The organism is Gammaproteobacteria bacterium, from assembly GCA_011682695.1.
Classification (GTDB): Bacteria; Actinomycetota; Acidimicrobiia; order Spongiisociales; family UBA4744; genus BMS3Bbin01.
Window position 1 is genome coordinate 1 of sequence record JAACED010000057.1, and the last position, 16,309, is coordinate 16,309.

General features: G+C 62.2%; 12 protein-coding genes. 11 read left to right on the forward strand and 1 reads right to left on the reverse strand.

What is annotated here, in order from left to right:
* Positions 1-174: 174 nt before the first annotated feature.
* The 8 genes from GWP04_10205 to GWP04_10240 all read left to right on the forward strand — a co-directional run bounded on the left by GWP04_10205 (position 175) and on the right by GWP04_10240 (position 11,958).
* On the forward strand, positions 175-1,197 hold the full coding sequence (locus tag GWP04_10205; protein ID NIA25923.1) for an amidohydrolase family protein: 1,023 nt from the start codon (positions 175-177) through the stop codon (positions 1,195-1,197).
* 42 nt (positions 1,198-1,239) lie between these two features.
* A complete protein-coding gene (locus GWP04_10210; protein ID NIA25924.1) occupies positions 1,240-4,797 on the forward strand; it encodes an FAD-dependent oxidoreductase in 3,558 nt (1,185 codons plus the stop codon).
* A 287-nt stretch (positions 4,798-5,084) separates the two neighbouring features.
* Entirely contained in the window at positions 5,085-6,038 is a 954-nt protein-coding gene (gene pyrB, locus GWP04_10215) for an aspartate carbamoyltransferase (protein NIA25925.1), read from the forward strand.
* Between the two features lie 71 nt (positions 6,039-6,109).
* Positions 6,110-7,084 carry an ornithine carbamoyltransferase gene (locus GWP04_10220; protein NIA25926.1) on the forward strand — a complete coding sequence of 325 codons (975 nt, stop codon included), beginning with the start codon at positions 6,110-6,112 and terminating at the stop codon, positions 7,082-7,084.
* 48 nt (positions 7,085-7,132) lie between these two features.
* Positions 7,133-8,089: a carbamate kinase gene (gene arcC, locus GWP04_10225; protein ID NIA25927.1), complete on the forward strand. Its 957-nt coding sequence runs from the start codon at positions 7,133-7,135 to the stop codon at positions 8,087-8,089.
* Entirely contained in the window at positions 8,086-9,342 is a 1,257-nt protein-coding gene (gene thrC, locus GWP04_10230; GenBank protein ID NIA25928.1) for a threonine synthase, read from the forward strand. The genes arcC and thrC overlap by 4 nt, the downstream gene beginning before the upstream one ends.
* Before the next feature lie 64 nt (positions 9,343-9,406).
* On the forward strand, positions 9,407-10,882 hold the full coding sequence (locus GWP04_10235) for a pyridoxal-phosphate dependent enzyme (GenBank protein ID NIA25929.1): 1,476 nt from the start codon (positions 9,407-9,409) through the stop codon (positions 10,880-10,882).
* Between the two features lie 80 nt (positions 10,883-10,962).
* A complete protein-coding gene (locus GWP04_10240; GenBank protein NIA25930.1) occupies positions 10,963-11,958 on the forward strand; it encodes a zinc-binding alcohol dehydrogenase family protein in 996 nt (331 codons plus the stop codon).
* A gap of 139 nt (positions 11,959-12,097) precedes the next feature.
* On the opposite strand, the gene GWP04_10245 is transcribed toward GWP04_10240, so the two are convergent.
* Positions 12,098-12,772, reverse strand: a complete 675-nt coding sequence (locus GWP04_10245; protein ID NIA25931.1) for a hypothetical protein — start codon at positions 12,770-12,772, stop codon at positions 12,098-12,100.
* 73 nt (positions 12,773-12,845) lie between these two features.
* On the opposite strand from GWP04_10245, the gene GWP04_10250 reads away from it, so the two are divergent.
* From GWP04_10250 to GWP04_10260, 3 genes are all read left to right on the forward strand, one after another.
* Positions 12,846-13,712, forward strand: coding sequence for a xanthine dehydrogenase family protein subunit M (locus tag GWP04_10250; GenBank protein NIA25932.1), 867 nt, complete (start codon positions 12,846-12,848; stop codon positions 13,710-13,712).
* Positions 13,633-14,124, forward strand: coding sequence for a 2Fe-2S iron-sulfur cluster binding domain-containing protein (locus GWP04_10255; protein NIA25933.1), 492 nt, complete (start codon positions 13,633-13,635; stop codon positions 14,122-14,124). The genes GWP04_10250 and GWP04_10255 overlap by 80 nt, the downstream gene beginning before the upstream one ends.
* A partial coding sequence (locus GWP04_10260; GenBank protein NIA25934.1) for a molybdopterin-dependent oxidoreductase occupies positions 14,121-16,309 on the forward strand: 2,189 nt, incomplete at its 3' end. The genes GWP04_10255 and GWP04_10260, both read left to right, overlap by 4 nt.

The following is a 16,309-nucleotide window of genomic DNA, read 5'->3' on the forward strand; positions in this document are numbered from 1 at the left end:
CCGCCGTAGTCTCCTTATGAACATCAAGACCCAGATGCGTAACGTCACTCATGGTCGGCCTCCTCCGTATGCGGCTCGGCCTGCGGGCACCTCCCGCAGACAATCCACGACAGTATGCGGACGGGGCCGACCACCCCATAATGACTAGGTTGAAGTTGACGAACGGGAGGTCTCATGCCGGCCACAACTCCAGGAATGGTTTGCGCACACCACCACCTCTATTCGGTGCTCGCGCGGGGCATGCCCGCTCCGCTGAAGACTCCGACCAGTTTCCTGGAGATTCTCGAACAGGTGTGGTGGCGCCTTGACGTCGCGCTCGATCTCGACATGTTGGAGTGGTCGGCGAAGCTGGGTGCACTGGAGGCTTTGGAGCAGGGCACCACGGTGATCGTGGACCATAACGAGTCGCCGAATGCCATCGAGGGCAGCCTCTCGGTCATCGCGGATGCCTGTGCGGAAGTTGGTGTTCGAGTGGTGTGTGCATACGGCATCACGGATCGGCACGGACACGAAGCGGCGGAGAGAGGTCTCGCCGAGAACGAACGCTTCATCAAGGCCGGCGGCGTGGGATTGGTCGGCGTCCACGCAGCGTTCACCTGTACGGATGAGAGCCTCGAATCCGCGGCGGGGATGGCGCGAGACCTCGGGGTGGGCGTGCATATCCACGTTGCGGAAGGTGAGGTCGACGTCGATGCTTCCCGGCGACTCGGCGCGTTGACACAGGAAGATTGGCTTCTCATCCACGCGGTGCACCTGCCTACCGATCATGGCCTCTCCGGAATGATCGTGCACAACCCGCGTTCGAATCTCAACAATGCCGTCGGATACGCGAATCCTGCCCGGTTCGCAGAGCCGGTCGCCTTGGGAACCGACGGAATCGGCGCCGCCATGATCGAGTCGTTCCGTCTCGCATACGTCCTGCAACGGTCCGTGGATGTGACCGCGAGCCCGGAGACGGCATGGGGCTGGCTCGAAGAAGGCTGGAGTATTGCCCCGGAAGCACTCGATGATCTGGTGACCTGGTCGTACGATCCCATGGACCCGTGGCATCTCGCGTTCACACCGGGCGTGCGTCCACTGAAGGTCGAGATCGCCGGAGATGTCGTCCTCGAGGACGGGAAACCGACACGGGTCGATGGGGAGGAGATTCGGTCGAAGGCGCGTGAGCAGGCCATGCGACTGCACGCTCGGCTATGAGAGGCCGTGAGCGACGGCCGGCGAGAACAAGGAGACCCAAGGATGTCTGACCGATTCCACCCGATCTCGATGCGGCAACTCAGCCGCTGGGTTTTCTCAGAACTCGCGGAGGACGACAACATCTTCGGTTTTCCGCGTTCTGCATTCTTCGTTCCCAGCCCGGAGGATCGCTTTCGCACGAGCAAGTACGGCTACACGATGGACAATCCGTTTGGCGTAGCCGCGGGGCCGCACACGCAGATGGCGCAGAACATCGTCGTCGCCTGGTTGAACGGTGCACGTTTCATCGAGCTGAAGACCGTGCAGACGCTCGACGAGTTGGACGTGCCCAAACCGTGTATCGACTGTCAGGACGAGGGCTACAACGTCGAATGGTCCCAGGAGCTGAAGATTCACGAATCGTTCGACGAGTACCTGCGCGCCTGGGTGCTGATCCATGCACTTCATCGAAAGCTCGGATTCCCCGGGGACGGTCCCGGAATGATCTTCAACATGAGTGTCGGGTACGACTACGCCGGCATCCGCCGGCCCAACGTGCAGTGGTATCTCGACCAGATGAACGACGCCTCCGGCCATCTCGACGACTACGTCGACATCGTGGCAGAGGACTATCGCGAGGTGCGCGACATCGACATCCCGGCCCGGCTCTCAGACACGATCACCCTTTCCACCATGCATGGCTGCCCACCGGACGAGATCGAGAAGATCAGCAAGTACCTGATGAAGGAGCGGTCCCTGCACACCAGTGTGAAGGCGAATCCGACACTTCTCGGCCCTGAAAGGCTTCGCGAGATCCTTCACGACGATCTGGGGTACGTCGAGGTTGCCGTGCCGGACGAGGCATTCGGACACGATCTGCGCTACGAGGACGCCGTGCCGATGTTTCGGCGTCTCTTTCATGTCGCACGTTCGGCGGGGGTCACCTTTGGTGTGAAGCTCTCCAACACCCTCGAAGTCCTGAACTTCAAAGAGGTGTTCGAGGAAGCGACGATGTACATGTCCGGGCGCGCATTGCATGCGATCACGGTGAACGTCGCCAACGAACTCAACGAGGAGTTCAAAGGCGGCCTCCTCATTTCGTTCGCCGGCGGAGCCGACGCATTCAATATTCCGGCGCTGCTGCGATCCGGGATGAAGAGCGTCACCGTGTGCTCTGACCTGCTCAAATCCGGCGGGTACATGCGGATGCTGCAGTACTTCGAGACGACGAATGCAGCAATGGATGTCGTCGGAGCGATGGACCTCGGCGATTTCATCGCCCGCTCTGCGATCCGTGAGCCAGGGTTCGGCGATTTCGCATCGATCTTGAGCACGGCATCGTTCGGGGATACCGGCCTGAACCCAGACCGGGACGAGTGTGAAGCGCTGGCCGACTTTCTCTCCGCGGGGTTCGAAGGAAGTGCACCTGTGGCGATCCGGGATTGGTGGATGCGGCGAGGTCTGACGGAGACGGAGGCCGGTGCGTTCAGCGATGAGGTCGTGAAGGCGCTGGCAAGAGTCAACCTGCGCTCCTATGCGGATCAGGTTCGACAGGCATGGGAACTCAAAAAGAGTTCATTCTTTCGTGAAAGGTCCAAGACGACCCGTCTGTTGGGCTCCTTCGACTGCATCGAAGCTCCGTGTGAGGACGAATGTCCGGTGAGACAGCGCGTGCCCGAGTACATGCGCGCTGTGCAGGAAGGGGACTGGGCTCGAGCCGTCGAGGTGACTCGCGAGGACAATCCGATTCCGACGATTCTCGGCCAGGTGTGCGATCACCTCTGTGAGCACACGTGCGTCAGAACCCACTACGACGAACCCCTTGCGATTCGCGACATCAAACGTTTCATCATGAAGCAGGAAACTGACCCGAAACTGGTTCCCCAGGCACCGCCGAACGGTGTACGTGTGGCAATCATCGGTGCAGGACCGGCCGGGATCTCGGCTGCCGAACGTCTCGCGATGCGCGGATTCTCGGTGACGATATTCGAACAACACCCGTATCCGGGCGGCATGGTGGCCGGAGCGATTCCCGAGTACCGGTTGCCCAAGCACGAAATCGACCACGACATCGAGGTGCTCGACAAGCTCGGTGTCGAGGTTCGCTATGGGCAGATCGCAGGCAAGGACTTCACGATCTCCGATCTGCGAGGACAGGGATACACCTACATCATCGTGAGCGTCGGGGCACAGATCGGCAAGAGGCTCGGTCTGGAAGGTGAAGATGCCGCCGGTGTCGTGGACGCCCTGCACTTCCTGAGAGAGGCAAGGGAGGGGCACCCGATGCCGGTCGGGAAACGTGTGGCCGTCATCGGGGCCGGTGATACGGCGATGGACTGCGCGCGGACGGCTTGGCGACTGGGAGCCGACGAGGTCGCGGTCGTCTACCGACGGACGATGGACCAGATGCCGGCCGATCGAGAAGAAGTCGACGCGCTGCTCGAGGAGGGCATCGGTGTGGAGGAGTTGGCAAGTCCGGTCGGCTTGCACATCGAAGACGGAGCTGTCGCAGGATTGGTCTGTGTCTGTAACGAATACCGGGGGGATCGGGACGGGTCCGGACGCAAGATCCCGCATCCGATCGAGGGTTCCGAGTTCGAGCTTCCGTTCGACATGGTGATCTTGGCCATCAGTCAGCACGCGCTGATCGACTTCTTTGGAGAGGAGGCGCCGCGTCTTACCGATCGTGGGTATCTCGAAGTTGATCCGCTCACGTTGGAGACTTCTGCCGAAGGAGTCTTCGCCGCGGGCGATGTTGCAGGGTCCGGTCCAGCCTCGATCGTCAAGGCCGCTGCCGACGGCAAGGCCGTGGCGGCAGCAATCATCGCCCGAGAAGGCGGTGTACCAGAGCCGGTGCTCCGGGAGTTACCGGACGTCGACGTCGCGGACATCCTGGTGCGAAAAGCCCATCGGCAGTATCGCGTTCCGATCACACATGTGCCGGTCGCGGACAGGAAGAACTTCGCCGTCTCCACCTTCGCATACACGGTCGAGGAGGCACGAGCAGAGGCCGCTCGTTGTCTCGACTGCGATTTGTATTGCAGCATCTGCGTTGGGGTATGTCCCAACATGGCGCTCATGACGTATGCCTCGGAGCCGATGGCCGTGGACCTCCCGGTCGTTACGATCAACGACGGAGCAGCTCAGGTGACCGGCCACGCCCCGTTTCGTGTGGAGCAGGATTATCAGATCGCGGTGCTGACGGATTTCTGCAATGAATGCGGCAACTGCGTCACGTTCTGTCCGACCGCAGGCGATCCGTACCGTGACAAGCCTCGCCTCTACCTGCACCGCGACGACTTCCTCGCCGAAACCGACAATGCATTCCTGCTGTCCGAGAGTGATGGAGCACCGTCGATGCAGGGGCGGTTCTCGGGAGAGACCCACGAGATCGGCCTGAACGGCTCCCTGACGTATCGGTGGCCGGGAGGGTCGGCTCGCCTCGATCCGGATACGTGTGCGGTTCTCGACGTGACCGCTGCCGAAGGCTCCGTCCTGCGATTCGAGGCAGCCGCCACAATGTATGCGATCTTGCGCGGGCTACAGGGTTCGATGCCACAGCTGCTTCGAACCGAAGGCGATGACAGAGGGCGCATCCCACCGCCTCAGTTCGCCTCCTGACCCGAGAGCGAAGTTCGAGACTCGAGGCTGCTTTCTGTGATGACGGCGTCTTCCCGTTCGCTGCGCCCCCACCTGTCGAACGACGGGGCCCCGTCCTGCCGGAAGTCATTTCGAGAGCACACAGGTCGCTTCGAAGACTTGGTCGAGAGGCCAAATCGGCGAGCGTAGCGAGGGTCTCGCCGGAAAACGATGGCGCGCGATCAGACGTCACGCGAAAAGCGATAGGCTTGGGGCGATCCGCACCCGCGTCTCGGTCGAGACGCGGCCTCGAGATGAAGGAGTGAGTCATGAGAAGCTTCGCCGGTCGGGATATCCTGTCCCTCAAAGGATTCGAACGGGCCGAATTCGAGCATGTGTTCCAGACCGCCACCGAGCTGGAGCCGATTGCCCGAGAGCGTCGAAACACCGACCTGCTGGCGGACAAGACCCTCCTCACCGCCTTCTATCAGCCGTCGACTCGAACGAGGATGGCTCACGAAGCAGCGATGCATCGTCTCGGCGGTCATGTGATGGGCTTTGCCGACGCGAAGATGACCCGCGCGGGTGACTTCTACCAGGAGTCGATCAAGGACACGGTCCACATGCTGGAGTACTACGGCGACGTGATCGTGATGCGTCACTTCCAGCAAGGAGCTCCACAAGAAGCGGCCAAATGGTCCAGCGTGCCGGTTATCAACGCCGGGGATGGTTGGGGCGAACACCCGACACAGGTGCTGACCGACCTGTACACGGTGCTCACCGAGAAAGGCACGATCGACGGGTTGACCTTCGTAGCGATCGGAGATATGCGGATGCGTACGATGCATTCGCTCGGCTACGCCCTCACACAATTCGATGCCCAGATGATCTCGGTTGCGCCGCCTGAGATGTCGCTCACCGACGACTTCAAAGCCGAACTCGCCGAACAGAATCTCTTCGTCAGAACAGCCGAGCACGTCGCCGACGTCATCGGCGAAGCGGACGTGATCTACATGGAGCCGGTGGTCCAGGCCGACTACACCAAGGGCCGGGATGAGCGTGCCGGTGAGGCAGGCTTCACGCCGGACAACTACAAGGTGACCCGTGCGCTGCTGGCGGACAAGGCCAAGTCGGATGCGATCATCCTGCACTCGCTGCCGCGTATGGACGAACTGCCTGCCGACGTGGACGCAACCAAGCACGCCCGCTACTGGCAGGAGGCATACAACGGCGTCGTCATGCGGATGGCGCTGCTGGCACTCGTGCTGGGCGCAACGGAATAGGGAAGTACCTGGTACTTCGTACTTGGTACGAAGTACGAAACATCCGATACGGCTCAACGCAGGAGGACGAGATGCAGACTGGACTGAGGGGTCGTGACATGATCACGACCCAGGAATGGACCAAGGACGAGATCGACACCATTCTGGATCTTGCGTTCGATCTGAAGCGCAAGCAGGCACTCGGCGAACCGCACGCCTACCTTCGTGACAAGGTGCTGGCCATGCTGTTCTTCTTCTCGAGTACCCGAACGAGGGCAAGCTTCGAGGCAGGGATGGCACAACTCGGTGGACATGCGATGTTCATGGAGTCACGAACGACACAGATCAGCCATGGTGACACGGCGACCGAGATCGGCGAGATCCTCGGCCGCTACAGCGCAGGAATCGCGATCCGGCAGGTCGACTGGGGAGTCGGAAACAGCTATCAGCGAGCCGTGGCGGAAGCCAGCCGCGTTCCCGTGCTGAACATGCAGTGTGAGATGTATCACCCTCACCAGATCCTCGCCGATGTGATGACCATCATCGAGAAGAAGGGCGATCCGCGCGGACGCACGCTCAACGTCAGTTATGCGTATGCTTCGAGCTATCAGAAGCCGCTCAGCGTGCCGCAGAGTCTCATTTTGCTCGCGACCAGGTTCGGCATGAACGTGCGCCTGACCCGCCCGCCCGAGTTCAAGCTGATGCCCGAGATCGTCGCCCAGGCCGAAGAGAACGCTCGACGGTCCAAGGGGTCGTTCGAGATTCTCGAAGATTTCGAGGACGGCTTCCGAGATGCCGATGTCGTATACGCGAAGAGCTGGGGAGCGATGCTCACCACCACGGACGACGAGGAGTCGGCGGCGATCGGGTCCAAGTACACGGACTGGATCACCGACGAGCGTCGAATGGCTCTCGCGAAGGAGGACGCGATCTACATGCATCCGCTCCCGGCCGATCGCAACGTCGAGGTGACCGACGGGGTTCTCGACGGGCCGCACAGCGTCGTGTTCGATCAGGCGGAGAACCGGCTCCACGCACAGAAAGCAGTGATGGCGCTGACGATGTAGCACCGGGTGCCAACCAGCCGGTGCGAGATACCGAGAAGGAGAGATTCGTTGAGCAACACCAGACGTTCGCTCGTTGTGGTGGCCATTGGGGGCAACTCGCTGATCAGGGACGCCGAGCACCGTTCGGTGGAAGATCAGTACATTGCGGCCGGAGAGACAGATCAGCACATCGCCGAGTTGATTCGCACGGGCTGGGATGTCGCGATCACTCACGGGAACGGACCTCAGGTGGGTTTCATCCTGAGACGTTCCGAACTCGCAAAGCACGAATTGCACGAGGTTCCGCTTGACGCCTGCGGCGCCGATACGCAGGGCGCGATCGGCTACGCGCTCCAACAGAACCTGTACAACGACTTCCTCCAGCTCGGTATCGACAAGACCGTGGCAACGATCGTGACCCAGGTCGAGGTGGACGCCGCCGATCCGGCGTTCGAAAACCCGGCAAAGCCGATCGGTACGTTCATGGATGCCGAGGCAGCCGCCCGCCGGCGTGAGGTCGACGGCTGGGAGGTCGTGGAGGACGCAGGCCGGGGCTGGCGCAGGGTCGTGGCATCACCCATGCCGAAGAGGATTGTCGAGATCGAGGCCATTCGGTACTTGCTCGGAGCAGGAGTCGTGGTCATCTGTGTCGGGGGAGGAGGCATTCCTGTCGTTGCCGACGAGACCGGTGCCCTCAGGGGTGTCCCGGCGGTGATCGACAAGGACCGTGCCTCCGCTCTGCTCGCAAACGAAATCGATGCGGACCTGCTGCTGATCAGCACCGCGGTCGAGAAGGTGGCGTTGGGCTGGGGTACACCGGAGCAACGCTGGGTCGATCGGATGACTCTCGAGGAGGCGAAACGGCACCTTGCCGAAGGTATCCATTTCGCGAAAGGGAGTATGGCGCCGAAGATCGAGGCAGCGATCACGTTTCTTGAGGGCGGTGACCGAGAAGTCCTTATCACGAACCCGGAGAACATCGAGCGAGGTGTTGCGGGTGAGACCGGAACCCGGATCGTGCGATGACACCAGATCATGTCACGGGTTTGCGCTGCGTCATCTGTGGAAAGGTCTACACGCCCGACGAAACCGAGTATGTCTGTCCGGAGCATGGCGACGACGGCATCCTGGATGTCCTGTATGACTACGACCTGATCGGCTCTCGAGTCCAGCGGGAGGGCCTTGGAGCAGACTGGTCCATGTGGAGGTATCGACCGCTGCTTCCGATCGGGGCGGACGCTGCAGCCCCGCCCCTCGCCGTTGGGTGGACTCCTCTCTACGAGATATCCGAGCAGGCCGAGAGGCTGGGACTGGCCAGGCTCTGGATCAAAGATGGCGGGAGGGAACCGACCGCTTCGTTCAAGGATCGTGCGAGCGCAATCGCCATCGTCAAAGCCCGTGAGAAAGGGGCAACGGTGATCACGACCGCTTCGACGGGGAATGCTGCCGCGGCACTCAGCGGCCTCTGCGCGTCGGTAGGTCAAGACAACGTGATCTTCGTTCCCGGTTCCGCTCCAGAGGCGAAGATCGCCCAACTTCTCGCCTTCGGCTCGACGGTATTCGCGGTGCAGGGGACATACGACGACGCCTTCGAACTCTGTCTTCGCGTCGCGGAAGCGTACGGCTGGTACAACCGGAACACGGCCTACAACCCGTACATGAGCGAAGGCAAGAAGACGGCCGCGTACGAGATCGCGGAACAGCTTGGGTGGGAATCGCCGGATGCCGTGCTCGTGAGTGTCGGGGACGGCTGCATCATCGGGGGTCTGCACAAGGGCTTCAAGGACCTGCTTGCCCTGGGCTGGATCGATCGGATTCCCCGGCTCATCGGTGTCCAAGCCGGCGGAAGCAACTACCTGGCAGAGGCTTGGGCGACGGGCGAGGACGTACTGACCAAGCCTCCTATCGAAGCCCGGACCGTCGCGGATTCGATCTCGGCAGGGTTGCCAAGAGACCGGATCAAGGCGATGGCTGCGGTCGTCGAGACCGACGGCGCGTACGTGACCGTCGATGACAGCGAGATCCTGGCGGCGATCACCGCGATGGCGAGAGCCAGCGGTGTGTTTGGGGAACCGGCCGGCGCGGCAGCGTACGCCGGCCTCCTGAAAGCGAGGGAGCTCGGGTTGCTGACCGCCGCCGACAAGGCCGTTGTCCTCAACACCGGCAGCGGCCTGAAAGATATAGCGTCGGCAGTTCGAGCTGCCGGCATGGCAGGAAGTGTTCCGTACGAGATCCCTCCCACCCTGGAAGCTGTACGGGCGGTGATGGAGGCGCCGTGATTTCGCACGAGCCGCATCTTCCTCCCGTGTACGAAGTACCTTCCCTCCCAGACTGGAGATACCCATGATCGACCTCACCATCCACGAAGGCCCGCTGGAGCGGGCGCTGCAACGCGCCAGAGAGCGCAACATCATCATCCCCACGTTCGCTCAGCAGCGTGATCCGCGTCTCATCCCGGCCGCCATCAAGGAGAAGTTGCGGGGTGTGGGTCTCTGGGACCTCGACCCGATCAACCTGTTCAGGATCACCTGGAAGAACGAGCCGGTCTCCAGCGGCGGTGGCTTCGGGGGAGTGAACTTCATCGAGTATCCGAAGGAACTGACCGGCATCGAGGCGCGCATCGTGTCGCTGGTAGGGAAGTGGTTCCCGACAGGTGCCCACAAGGTCGGTGCGGCGTTCGGCTGTCTGGTGCCGCGACTGGTCACCGGACAGTTCGATCCGACGACCCAGAAGGCCGTGTGGCCTTCAACCGGCAACTACTGCAGAGGAGGAGCCTATGACTCGCATCTTCTCGCGTGCGACTCGGTCGCGATCTTGCCGGAGGGGATGAGCAAGGAGCGGTTCGAGTGGCTGGCGAAGGTCGCCGGTGAGGTCATCGCCACTCCGGGCACCGAGAGCAACGTGAAGGAGATCTTCGACAAGACCTGGGAACTCAGAGCGTCGGGCGAAGACGTCGTGATCTTCAACCAGTTCGATGAGTTCGGAAACTATCTCTGGCACTACACGATCACAGGTCCCGCCATGGCCGAAGTCCTCGCGCAAGTCATGGGCGCGGATGACCGCTATCGAGGGGTCGCTCTCACCACGGGATCCGCGGGAACGATCGGGTCGGGTGACTACCTCAAGCAGCAGTATCCCACCTCAAAGATCGTTGCCAGTGAGGCGCTGCAATGTCCCACGTTGCTTGAAAACGGGTTCGGGTCCCATCGCATCGAGGGCATCGGTGACAAGCACGTGCCGTGGATTCACAACGTGAAGAACACGGACTTCGTCACCGCCATCGACGACGAAGCGACGATGCAGCTCCTGCGACTGTTCAACGAACCTGTCGGTCAGGAGTACCTCATCGAACGTGGCGTGGCGGCGGAGTTCGTGGAGAAACTGCCTCTTCTCGGCATCTCCAGCATCGCCAACATGCTTTCTTCGATCAAGTTCGCGAAGTGGAACGAGATGAACCGCAGCGATGTCGTGATCACCGTTGCCACCGACTCGGTGGAGATGTACGAGTCGCGGCTCGAAGAACTGAATGAGCAGCGAGGAGCGTTCACACGAGAGGATGCCCTGATCGCCTACGAGCGGTACCTCATGGGGACCACGACCGACGCGATGGTCGAACTCGACTACCGGGGACGCAAGCGAATCCACAATCTCAAGTACTACACGTGGGTCGAACAGCAGGGCAAGACCTATGAGGAGATTCAGGCACAGTGGTACGACGATGACTACTGGACGTCGATTCAAAGCGAGGTCGAGGAGATGGATCGTCGCATCGAGGCGTTCAACGAGAAGAGCGGGTTGCCGGCGAAACTCGGCATCTGAGGTCGGGGCCCGCCGTATGGGGGGTCGGTGTCGAGATCGAGGGCGGTCGTAGGTAGCCTTCTCGTGAGGAGGTGGATGGGATGCGCGCACAGGTTCTGCACAGTCCTGCGACGATCACCGAGGCACCCCTGGTGCTGGAAGAGGTCCCCGACCCGGCGCCGGGTGCAGGTGAGATCCTGCTCGACGTCTCTGCGTGTGGTGTCTGTCGTACCGACCTCCAGGAGGTCGAAGGGGATCTGGATCTACACCGAAACCCCGTCATCCCCGGGCACCAGATCGTCGGAGAGGTGGCGGAAGTCGGTGCAGACGTCACCGGGTGGCATATCGGCGATCGTGCCGGTGTTGGCTGGCTCGGAGGATCATGCGGGCATTGTCGGTTCTGCCGCACAGGACGTGAGAACCTCTGCGAAGAAGCCGTGTTCACAGGGTGGGATCGCGATGGTGGTTACGCCGAACAAGTAACGGTGAACTCCGAGTACGCGTTCCGGCTGCCCGCCGATGAGCGAGATTTGGACGTCGCCCCCTTGCTGTGTGGAGGAGTGATCGGCTTCCGGGCACTGAAGGTGTCGGAGATACGCGCGGGTGGCCGGCTTGGACTGTACGGATTCGGAGCGTCGGCGCTTCTCGCACTTCAGGTGGCTCGCCACTGGGACTGTGAGGTGTATGTCGCGACGCGATCGGAGACGGAGCGGAAGCGAGCCCTCGAGATGGGAGCGGCGTGGGCCGGCGGCTACGAAGACCGCCCGCCGGTTCCCCTGGACGCCGCCATCACGTTCGCTCCCGTCGGATGGGTCGTCATCGAAGCACTGAAGTCACTCGATCGGGGCGGGGTGGTGGCGATCAACGCCATCCATCTGGATCACATCCCGGAGTTTCGTTATGAGGACCTTTGGTTGGAACGCCAGATCCGCAGTGTTGCCAATTTCACGAAAGCCGACGCCGAAGAGTTCCTGCGTCTTGCCGCAGAGATCCCGATCCGGACGGTCACACAGGAGTATGCGCTTGCCGATGCCAATACGGCGCTGCTCGACCTGAAGCGGGGGAGCGTCCACGGGGCAGCGGTACTGCGAGCGTGAAGCGGCGCTTGTATCCGGTGTCGCCGAGGAGATCGGGCAGACTGGTCATGTGGCATCGGGGCACGTCCAACCGGTAGTTTCAGCTTCCCTCGTCAAACAGATTCTCGACAAGAGGCCCGGCCCGCGGCCAGGACGGCGATCAGGAGCGCGCGTACCGCATCTCTCTGCGGAACTTCTTCCAGTCGGAGGAGTTGACGGAGAACAGAGCGTCGGTGGCGATCTGGAAGAGACCGAGGAGGAGCAGAATCCACCAGGTCCACGCAGGGGAGTGAGATCCCCATGCCACACCGAGGCTGAGGAACGGAATGGCCTTCGTGACGAGTGCTCCCGAAGCATGCATCCATGCCCGGGCCTTCGGCGGTGTGCGGAGGTAGGTCGTGTAGTCGATCTTGACCCCAGGTTGAGGTTTGGACGCCATAGCGATAAACCAGTGCGTGAATCGGATCCCGAGGAGTCGTCCGACGGCGAGGTGGCCGAGGCCGTGTGTGCTCACAACGAGGATGCCCGTCCCAACGACGACCGCAATCCCGTTCCAAGGGCTGGGGACGAAGTAGGCGGCCAAGACAACTCCCAGTCCCACCAGGGTCGCGATCGACATGATGACGGTGCCCACCCAGGTTGGCACCGTCAACAGTGCCCAGCGCAGGAATGCGGTCTCATCAATGGCGGCGATACGGTCGGCGTATGGGGTAACGAGGTCGGCGTCCCACTTCACGGCCGCGACCGCCCTCCAGAATCCGAGAGCCGACAGGTCCACCGGGTGGCCTTCGGCCAGTGCCCGTTCGCATCTGTCGAGTGTGGCCTCGATGTCCATGCTCTGGACCCTACCCGGGCATCCGGAAGCAGGCGGCCCTGGTCGATCAGCGGGTGCCGGTGTCCAGTCACGCATGATTCGCGAGTCGGCTAGTTTGACTGATGCAGTGCAGATCTCCCATCCCACCACGGTCGAAGAGGTGGTCGACGTCCTCGCGGAGCGACCCGACGCTAGGTGTCTTGCAGGCGGCACGGATCTGATGGTCGAGATCAACTTTGGGCTGCGGCACCCTCGAGAAATCGTGGCTCTGCGCCGTGTGGAGGAACTCAGAACGATGACGGAGACCTGGATCGGCGCCGGGGTCACGCATGCCAGGCTCGAACAGAGTCCGTGGCCGGCGTTGAGCGAGGCGGCGCACACGGTTGGATCGCCTCAGATTCGCAACGCGGGAACGATCGGCGGGAACATCGCCACGGCAAGTCCTGCCGGCGACACGCTTCCCTTCCTGGCTGCAGCCGACGCTCTGATCGTCACCCGATCGAAGCACCTCGGGCGTCGGGAGATCCCGTGGGACAAGTTCTTCGTCGGCGTCAAGAAGACTGCCCTGGAGCCGGGCGAAATCATCGAAGGAGTCAGACTTCCAGACAAGGCTCCGGCTCGCCAAGGGTTCTCGAAGGTCGGGCCTCGTTCGGCAATGGTGATCGCGATCGTGTCGGCATGCGTTCTGCGGTACGCCGACGGACGCACAAGGGTTGCGCTCGGCGCGGTCGCACCGACGGTGATACGAGCGCGCAGGGCTGAAGAGATGATCTCGGCCGAGCCGAATCCGAGTGCAGCGGCACTCACCGAGTTTCAGCGGCTCGTCTCAGAAGAGGCCTGCCCCATTACCGACCACCGATCGACGGAACGGTACCGGCGCCATGCGGTGGGGGTCGTTGCCCGCAGGATCCGATCCTGGAGCGACTGCTGTGAAGTTCACGGTGAACGACAGGACGGTTGAGGTTCCGGTCGAGGGGGCGGAGAGCCTGCTGCGCGTCCTACGAGACGATCTTGGTCTCTATGGAGCGAAGGATGCGTGCGAGCAGGGGGAGTGTGGCGCCTGCACGGTACTGATGGACGGAGTCCCGGTGTGCTCATGCCTGGTCATGGCCGCAGATGCGGAGGGTGCTCATGTCGTGACGGTGGAGGGCATTACTCCTGCCGAGGGCCTGCATCCCGTCCAGGAAGCTCTGCTGGATACAGGCGCGGTGCAGTGCGGCTACTGCACTCCCGGGATCGTCGTGTCCGCAACCCATCTGTTGGAGCACAACCCTGATCCGGCCGAGGGAGAGGTCAGGGAGGCCCTTGCAGGCAACATATGCCGTTGCACCGGCTACGGCGCCATCATCAGGGCGATCATGGAGGGGCTATGAGGGTTGCCGGTCGTCGTGTTCGTGGTGGGGTCGGTGAGTCCGTTCGGCGTCCCGATGGAGTACCGAAGGTGACCGGCAGGTTCGCCTACGTGGGTGATCTTCATGCCGAAGGCATGCTGTGGGGGGCCACCAGGAGGGTCTATGTCCCACACGGTCGGATCACGCGCATCGACATCACGCCGGCTCTGGCGATGCCCGGAGTGCAGGCGGTCTTGACACAGGATGACGTGCCGGGGTTCAAATACCAGGGTCAGATCATTCCGGATCAGCCCGTTCTGGCAGAGCGAGAGGTTCGGTACTGGGGAGAGCCGATAGTTCTGGTGGCGGCGGAGAGTCGAGAAACTGCCCGGGCGGCCGCCGACATAGTCATCGTCGACGTCGAGCCGCTCGAACCGCTCACCAGTCTCGAAGAAGCCCTGGACCGGGGAGAGGTGTATCGCCACATGACGGTTCGCCGAGGCGACGCGGACGCTCACGGAACAGTTGTCGTGGAGGGCTACTACGAGACACCGAATGTCGATCAGGCACCACTGGGGACTGAAGCCGGTGTGGCCATCCCGGACGGTTCGGGAGGCGTCGACCTCTATCCGCCGTCACAGTGGATCCACGTCGACCATGAGCAACTCGTACGCTGTCTCGCCCTCGAACCTGAACAGGTTCGGGTGCATCCGACCGGGCTGGGAGGTGCTTTCGGGTCGCGCGAAGACCTGAGTCTGCACACACATCTGTGCATGCTCGCCCTACGAACCGGGCGTCCGGTGAAGATGGTGTACAGCCGGTTCGAGAGCTTCGCCGGTCACGTCAAGCGACACAGCGCGCATATGTGGTATCGGCACGAGTCCGATGAGGACGGCAATCTGGTGCGCGTAGATGCGAAGCTGATTCTGGACGGCGGCGCATACGCCAATACCACCAACGCCGTGCTGGCAAACGCTGTGTACTTCACCGTTGGTCCGTACCGATGCCCCAACACGTTCGTCGAAGCCTATGCGGTGCGCACGAACAATCCTCCTTCGGGGGCGATGAGAGGGTTTGGTGCCAACCAGGTCTGCTTTGCCCACGAGGCACAGATGGATCGTCTCGCAGCCGCTTTGAGCATGGATCCGCTCGATCTTCGCCTTCAGAACGCATTGAAGCCCGGGGACCACCTCGCGACGACGGGCCAGGAGATCACCGAACCACTTCCAACGGCGGAGGTGCTCCGTTCGGTCATGGCGATTCCACTGCCTGACGACGACTCGACCCGCTTGCCCGGCAGAAGTGGTCTCACCTCCCCGCCCTCGGCGCTCGTCCGGGGGGTCGGCTACGCGATTGGGATCAAGAACCTGGCGTTTTCGGAGGGTTTCGACGACTACGCGGATGCGCGCGTCGAGCTCACGGCCGAGGGTGCGAGGGTGCATACGGCAGCGTCCGAGGTCGGACAGGGCATGGTCACGGTTCTGATGCAGATTGCTCGCAGCGTGCTCACCATGGAGCAGGTCGAGGTCGTGTGGGACGACACCGCCCACATCGGGTCGGCAGGTTCGACCTCCGCGTCGAGGCAGACACAAATGGCCGGCGGTGCGGTGCAACAAGCAGCGCTGAAAGCCCGGTCCGCTGCCCTGGAGCGGGTGCGTGGCGACGACCTCGACGATGAGGGTGTTTGGCGCGACGGGCGCCTGGTGGCCACCTGGGCAGAGTTGTGTGAGAGCGGACCGATCATAGGTGAGGCGCGATTCCGTCATCCGGACACCGATGAGCCTGATGAGAACGGCCAGGGAAACATACACGTCGATTTCTGCGTTGCGGCCCATCGGGCGATCGTCGATGTAGATACCGAACTCGGGCTCGTGCGTGTGGTTCGGATCGACACGGCTCAGGATGTGGGCCGGGCTCTCAACCCCGTGCAGGTGATCGGCCAGATCGAAGGGGGCACCGCGCAGGGGTTCGGCATGGCGCTGCTCGAAGAGGTAATTCTCGACAAAGGTGTGGTCAAGAACCCGACTTTCACCGACTATCTGCTTCCTACCATCGAGGACGTGCCCCCGATGGAGGTCGTCGTCGTGGAACAGCCGAGTACGTGGGGGCCGTTCGGAGCGAAGGGTTTCGCGGAGCTGCCGGCCATCTCGTCGACGCCGGCGGTCGTTGCAGCCATTCGCGCAGCCACAGGGCGTGAGATCAACCGCGTACCGGTGCACCCCGAGGA

Excerpts from the sequence above, each read along its gene's own strand:
- GWP04_10205 (NIA25923.1), top strand. The coding sequence starts at position 175 with ATGCCGGCCACAACTCCAGGAATGGTTTGCGCACACCACCACCTCTAT.
- GWP04_10210 (NIA25924.1), top strand. The coding sequence starts at position 1,240 with ATGTCTGACCGATTCCACCCGATCTCGATGCGGCAACTCAGCCGCTGG.
- pyrB (NIA25925.1), top strand. The coding sequence starts at position 5,085 with ATGAGAAGCTTCGCCGGTCGGGATATCCTGTCCCTCAAAGGATTCGAA.
- GWP04_10220 (NIA25926.1), top strand. The coding sequence starts at position 6,110 with ATGCAGACTGGACTGAGGGGTCGTGACATGATCACGACCCAGGAATGG.
- thrC (NIA25928.1), top strand. The coding sequence starts at position 8,086 with ATGACACCAGATCATGTCACGGGTTTGCGCTGCGTCATCTGTGGAAAG.
- GWP04_10235 (NIA25929.1), top strand. The coding sequence starts at position 9,407 with ATGATCGACCTCACCATCCACGAAGGCCCGCTGGAGCGGGCGCTGCAA.
- GWP04_10240 (NIA25930.1), top strand. The coding sequence starts at position 10,963 with ATGCGCGCACAGGTTCTGCACAGTCCTGCGACGATCACCGAGGCACCC.
- GWP04_10245 (NIA25931.1), bottom strand. The coding sequence starts at position 12,772 with ATGGACATCGAGGCCACACTCGACAGATGCGAACGGGCACTGGCCGAA.
- GWP04_10250 (NIA25932.1), top strand. The coding sequence starts at position 12,846 with ATGATTCGCGAGTCGGCTAGTTTGACTGATGCAGTGCAGATCTCCCAT.
- GWP04_10255 (NIA25933.1), top strand. The coding sequence starts at position 13,633 with ATGCGGTGGGGGTCGTTGCCCGCAGGATCCGATCCTGGAGCGACTGCT.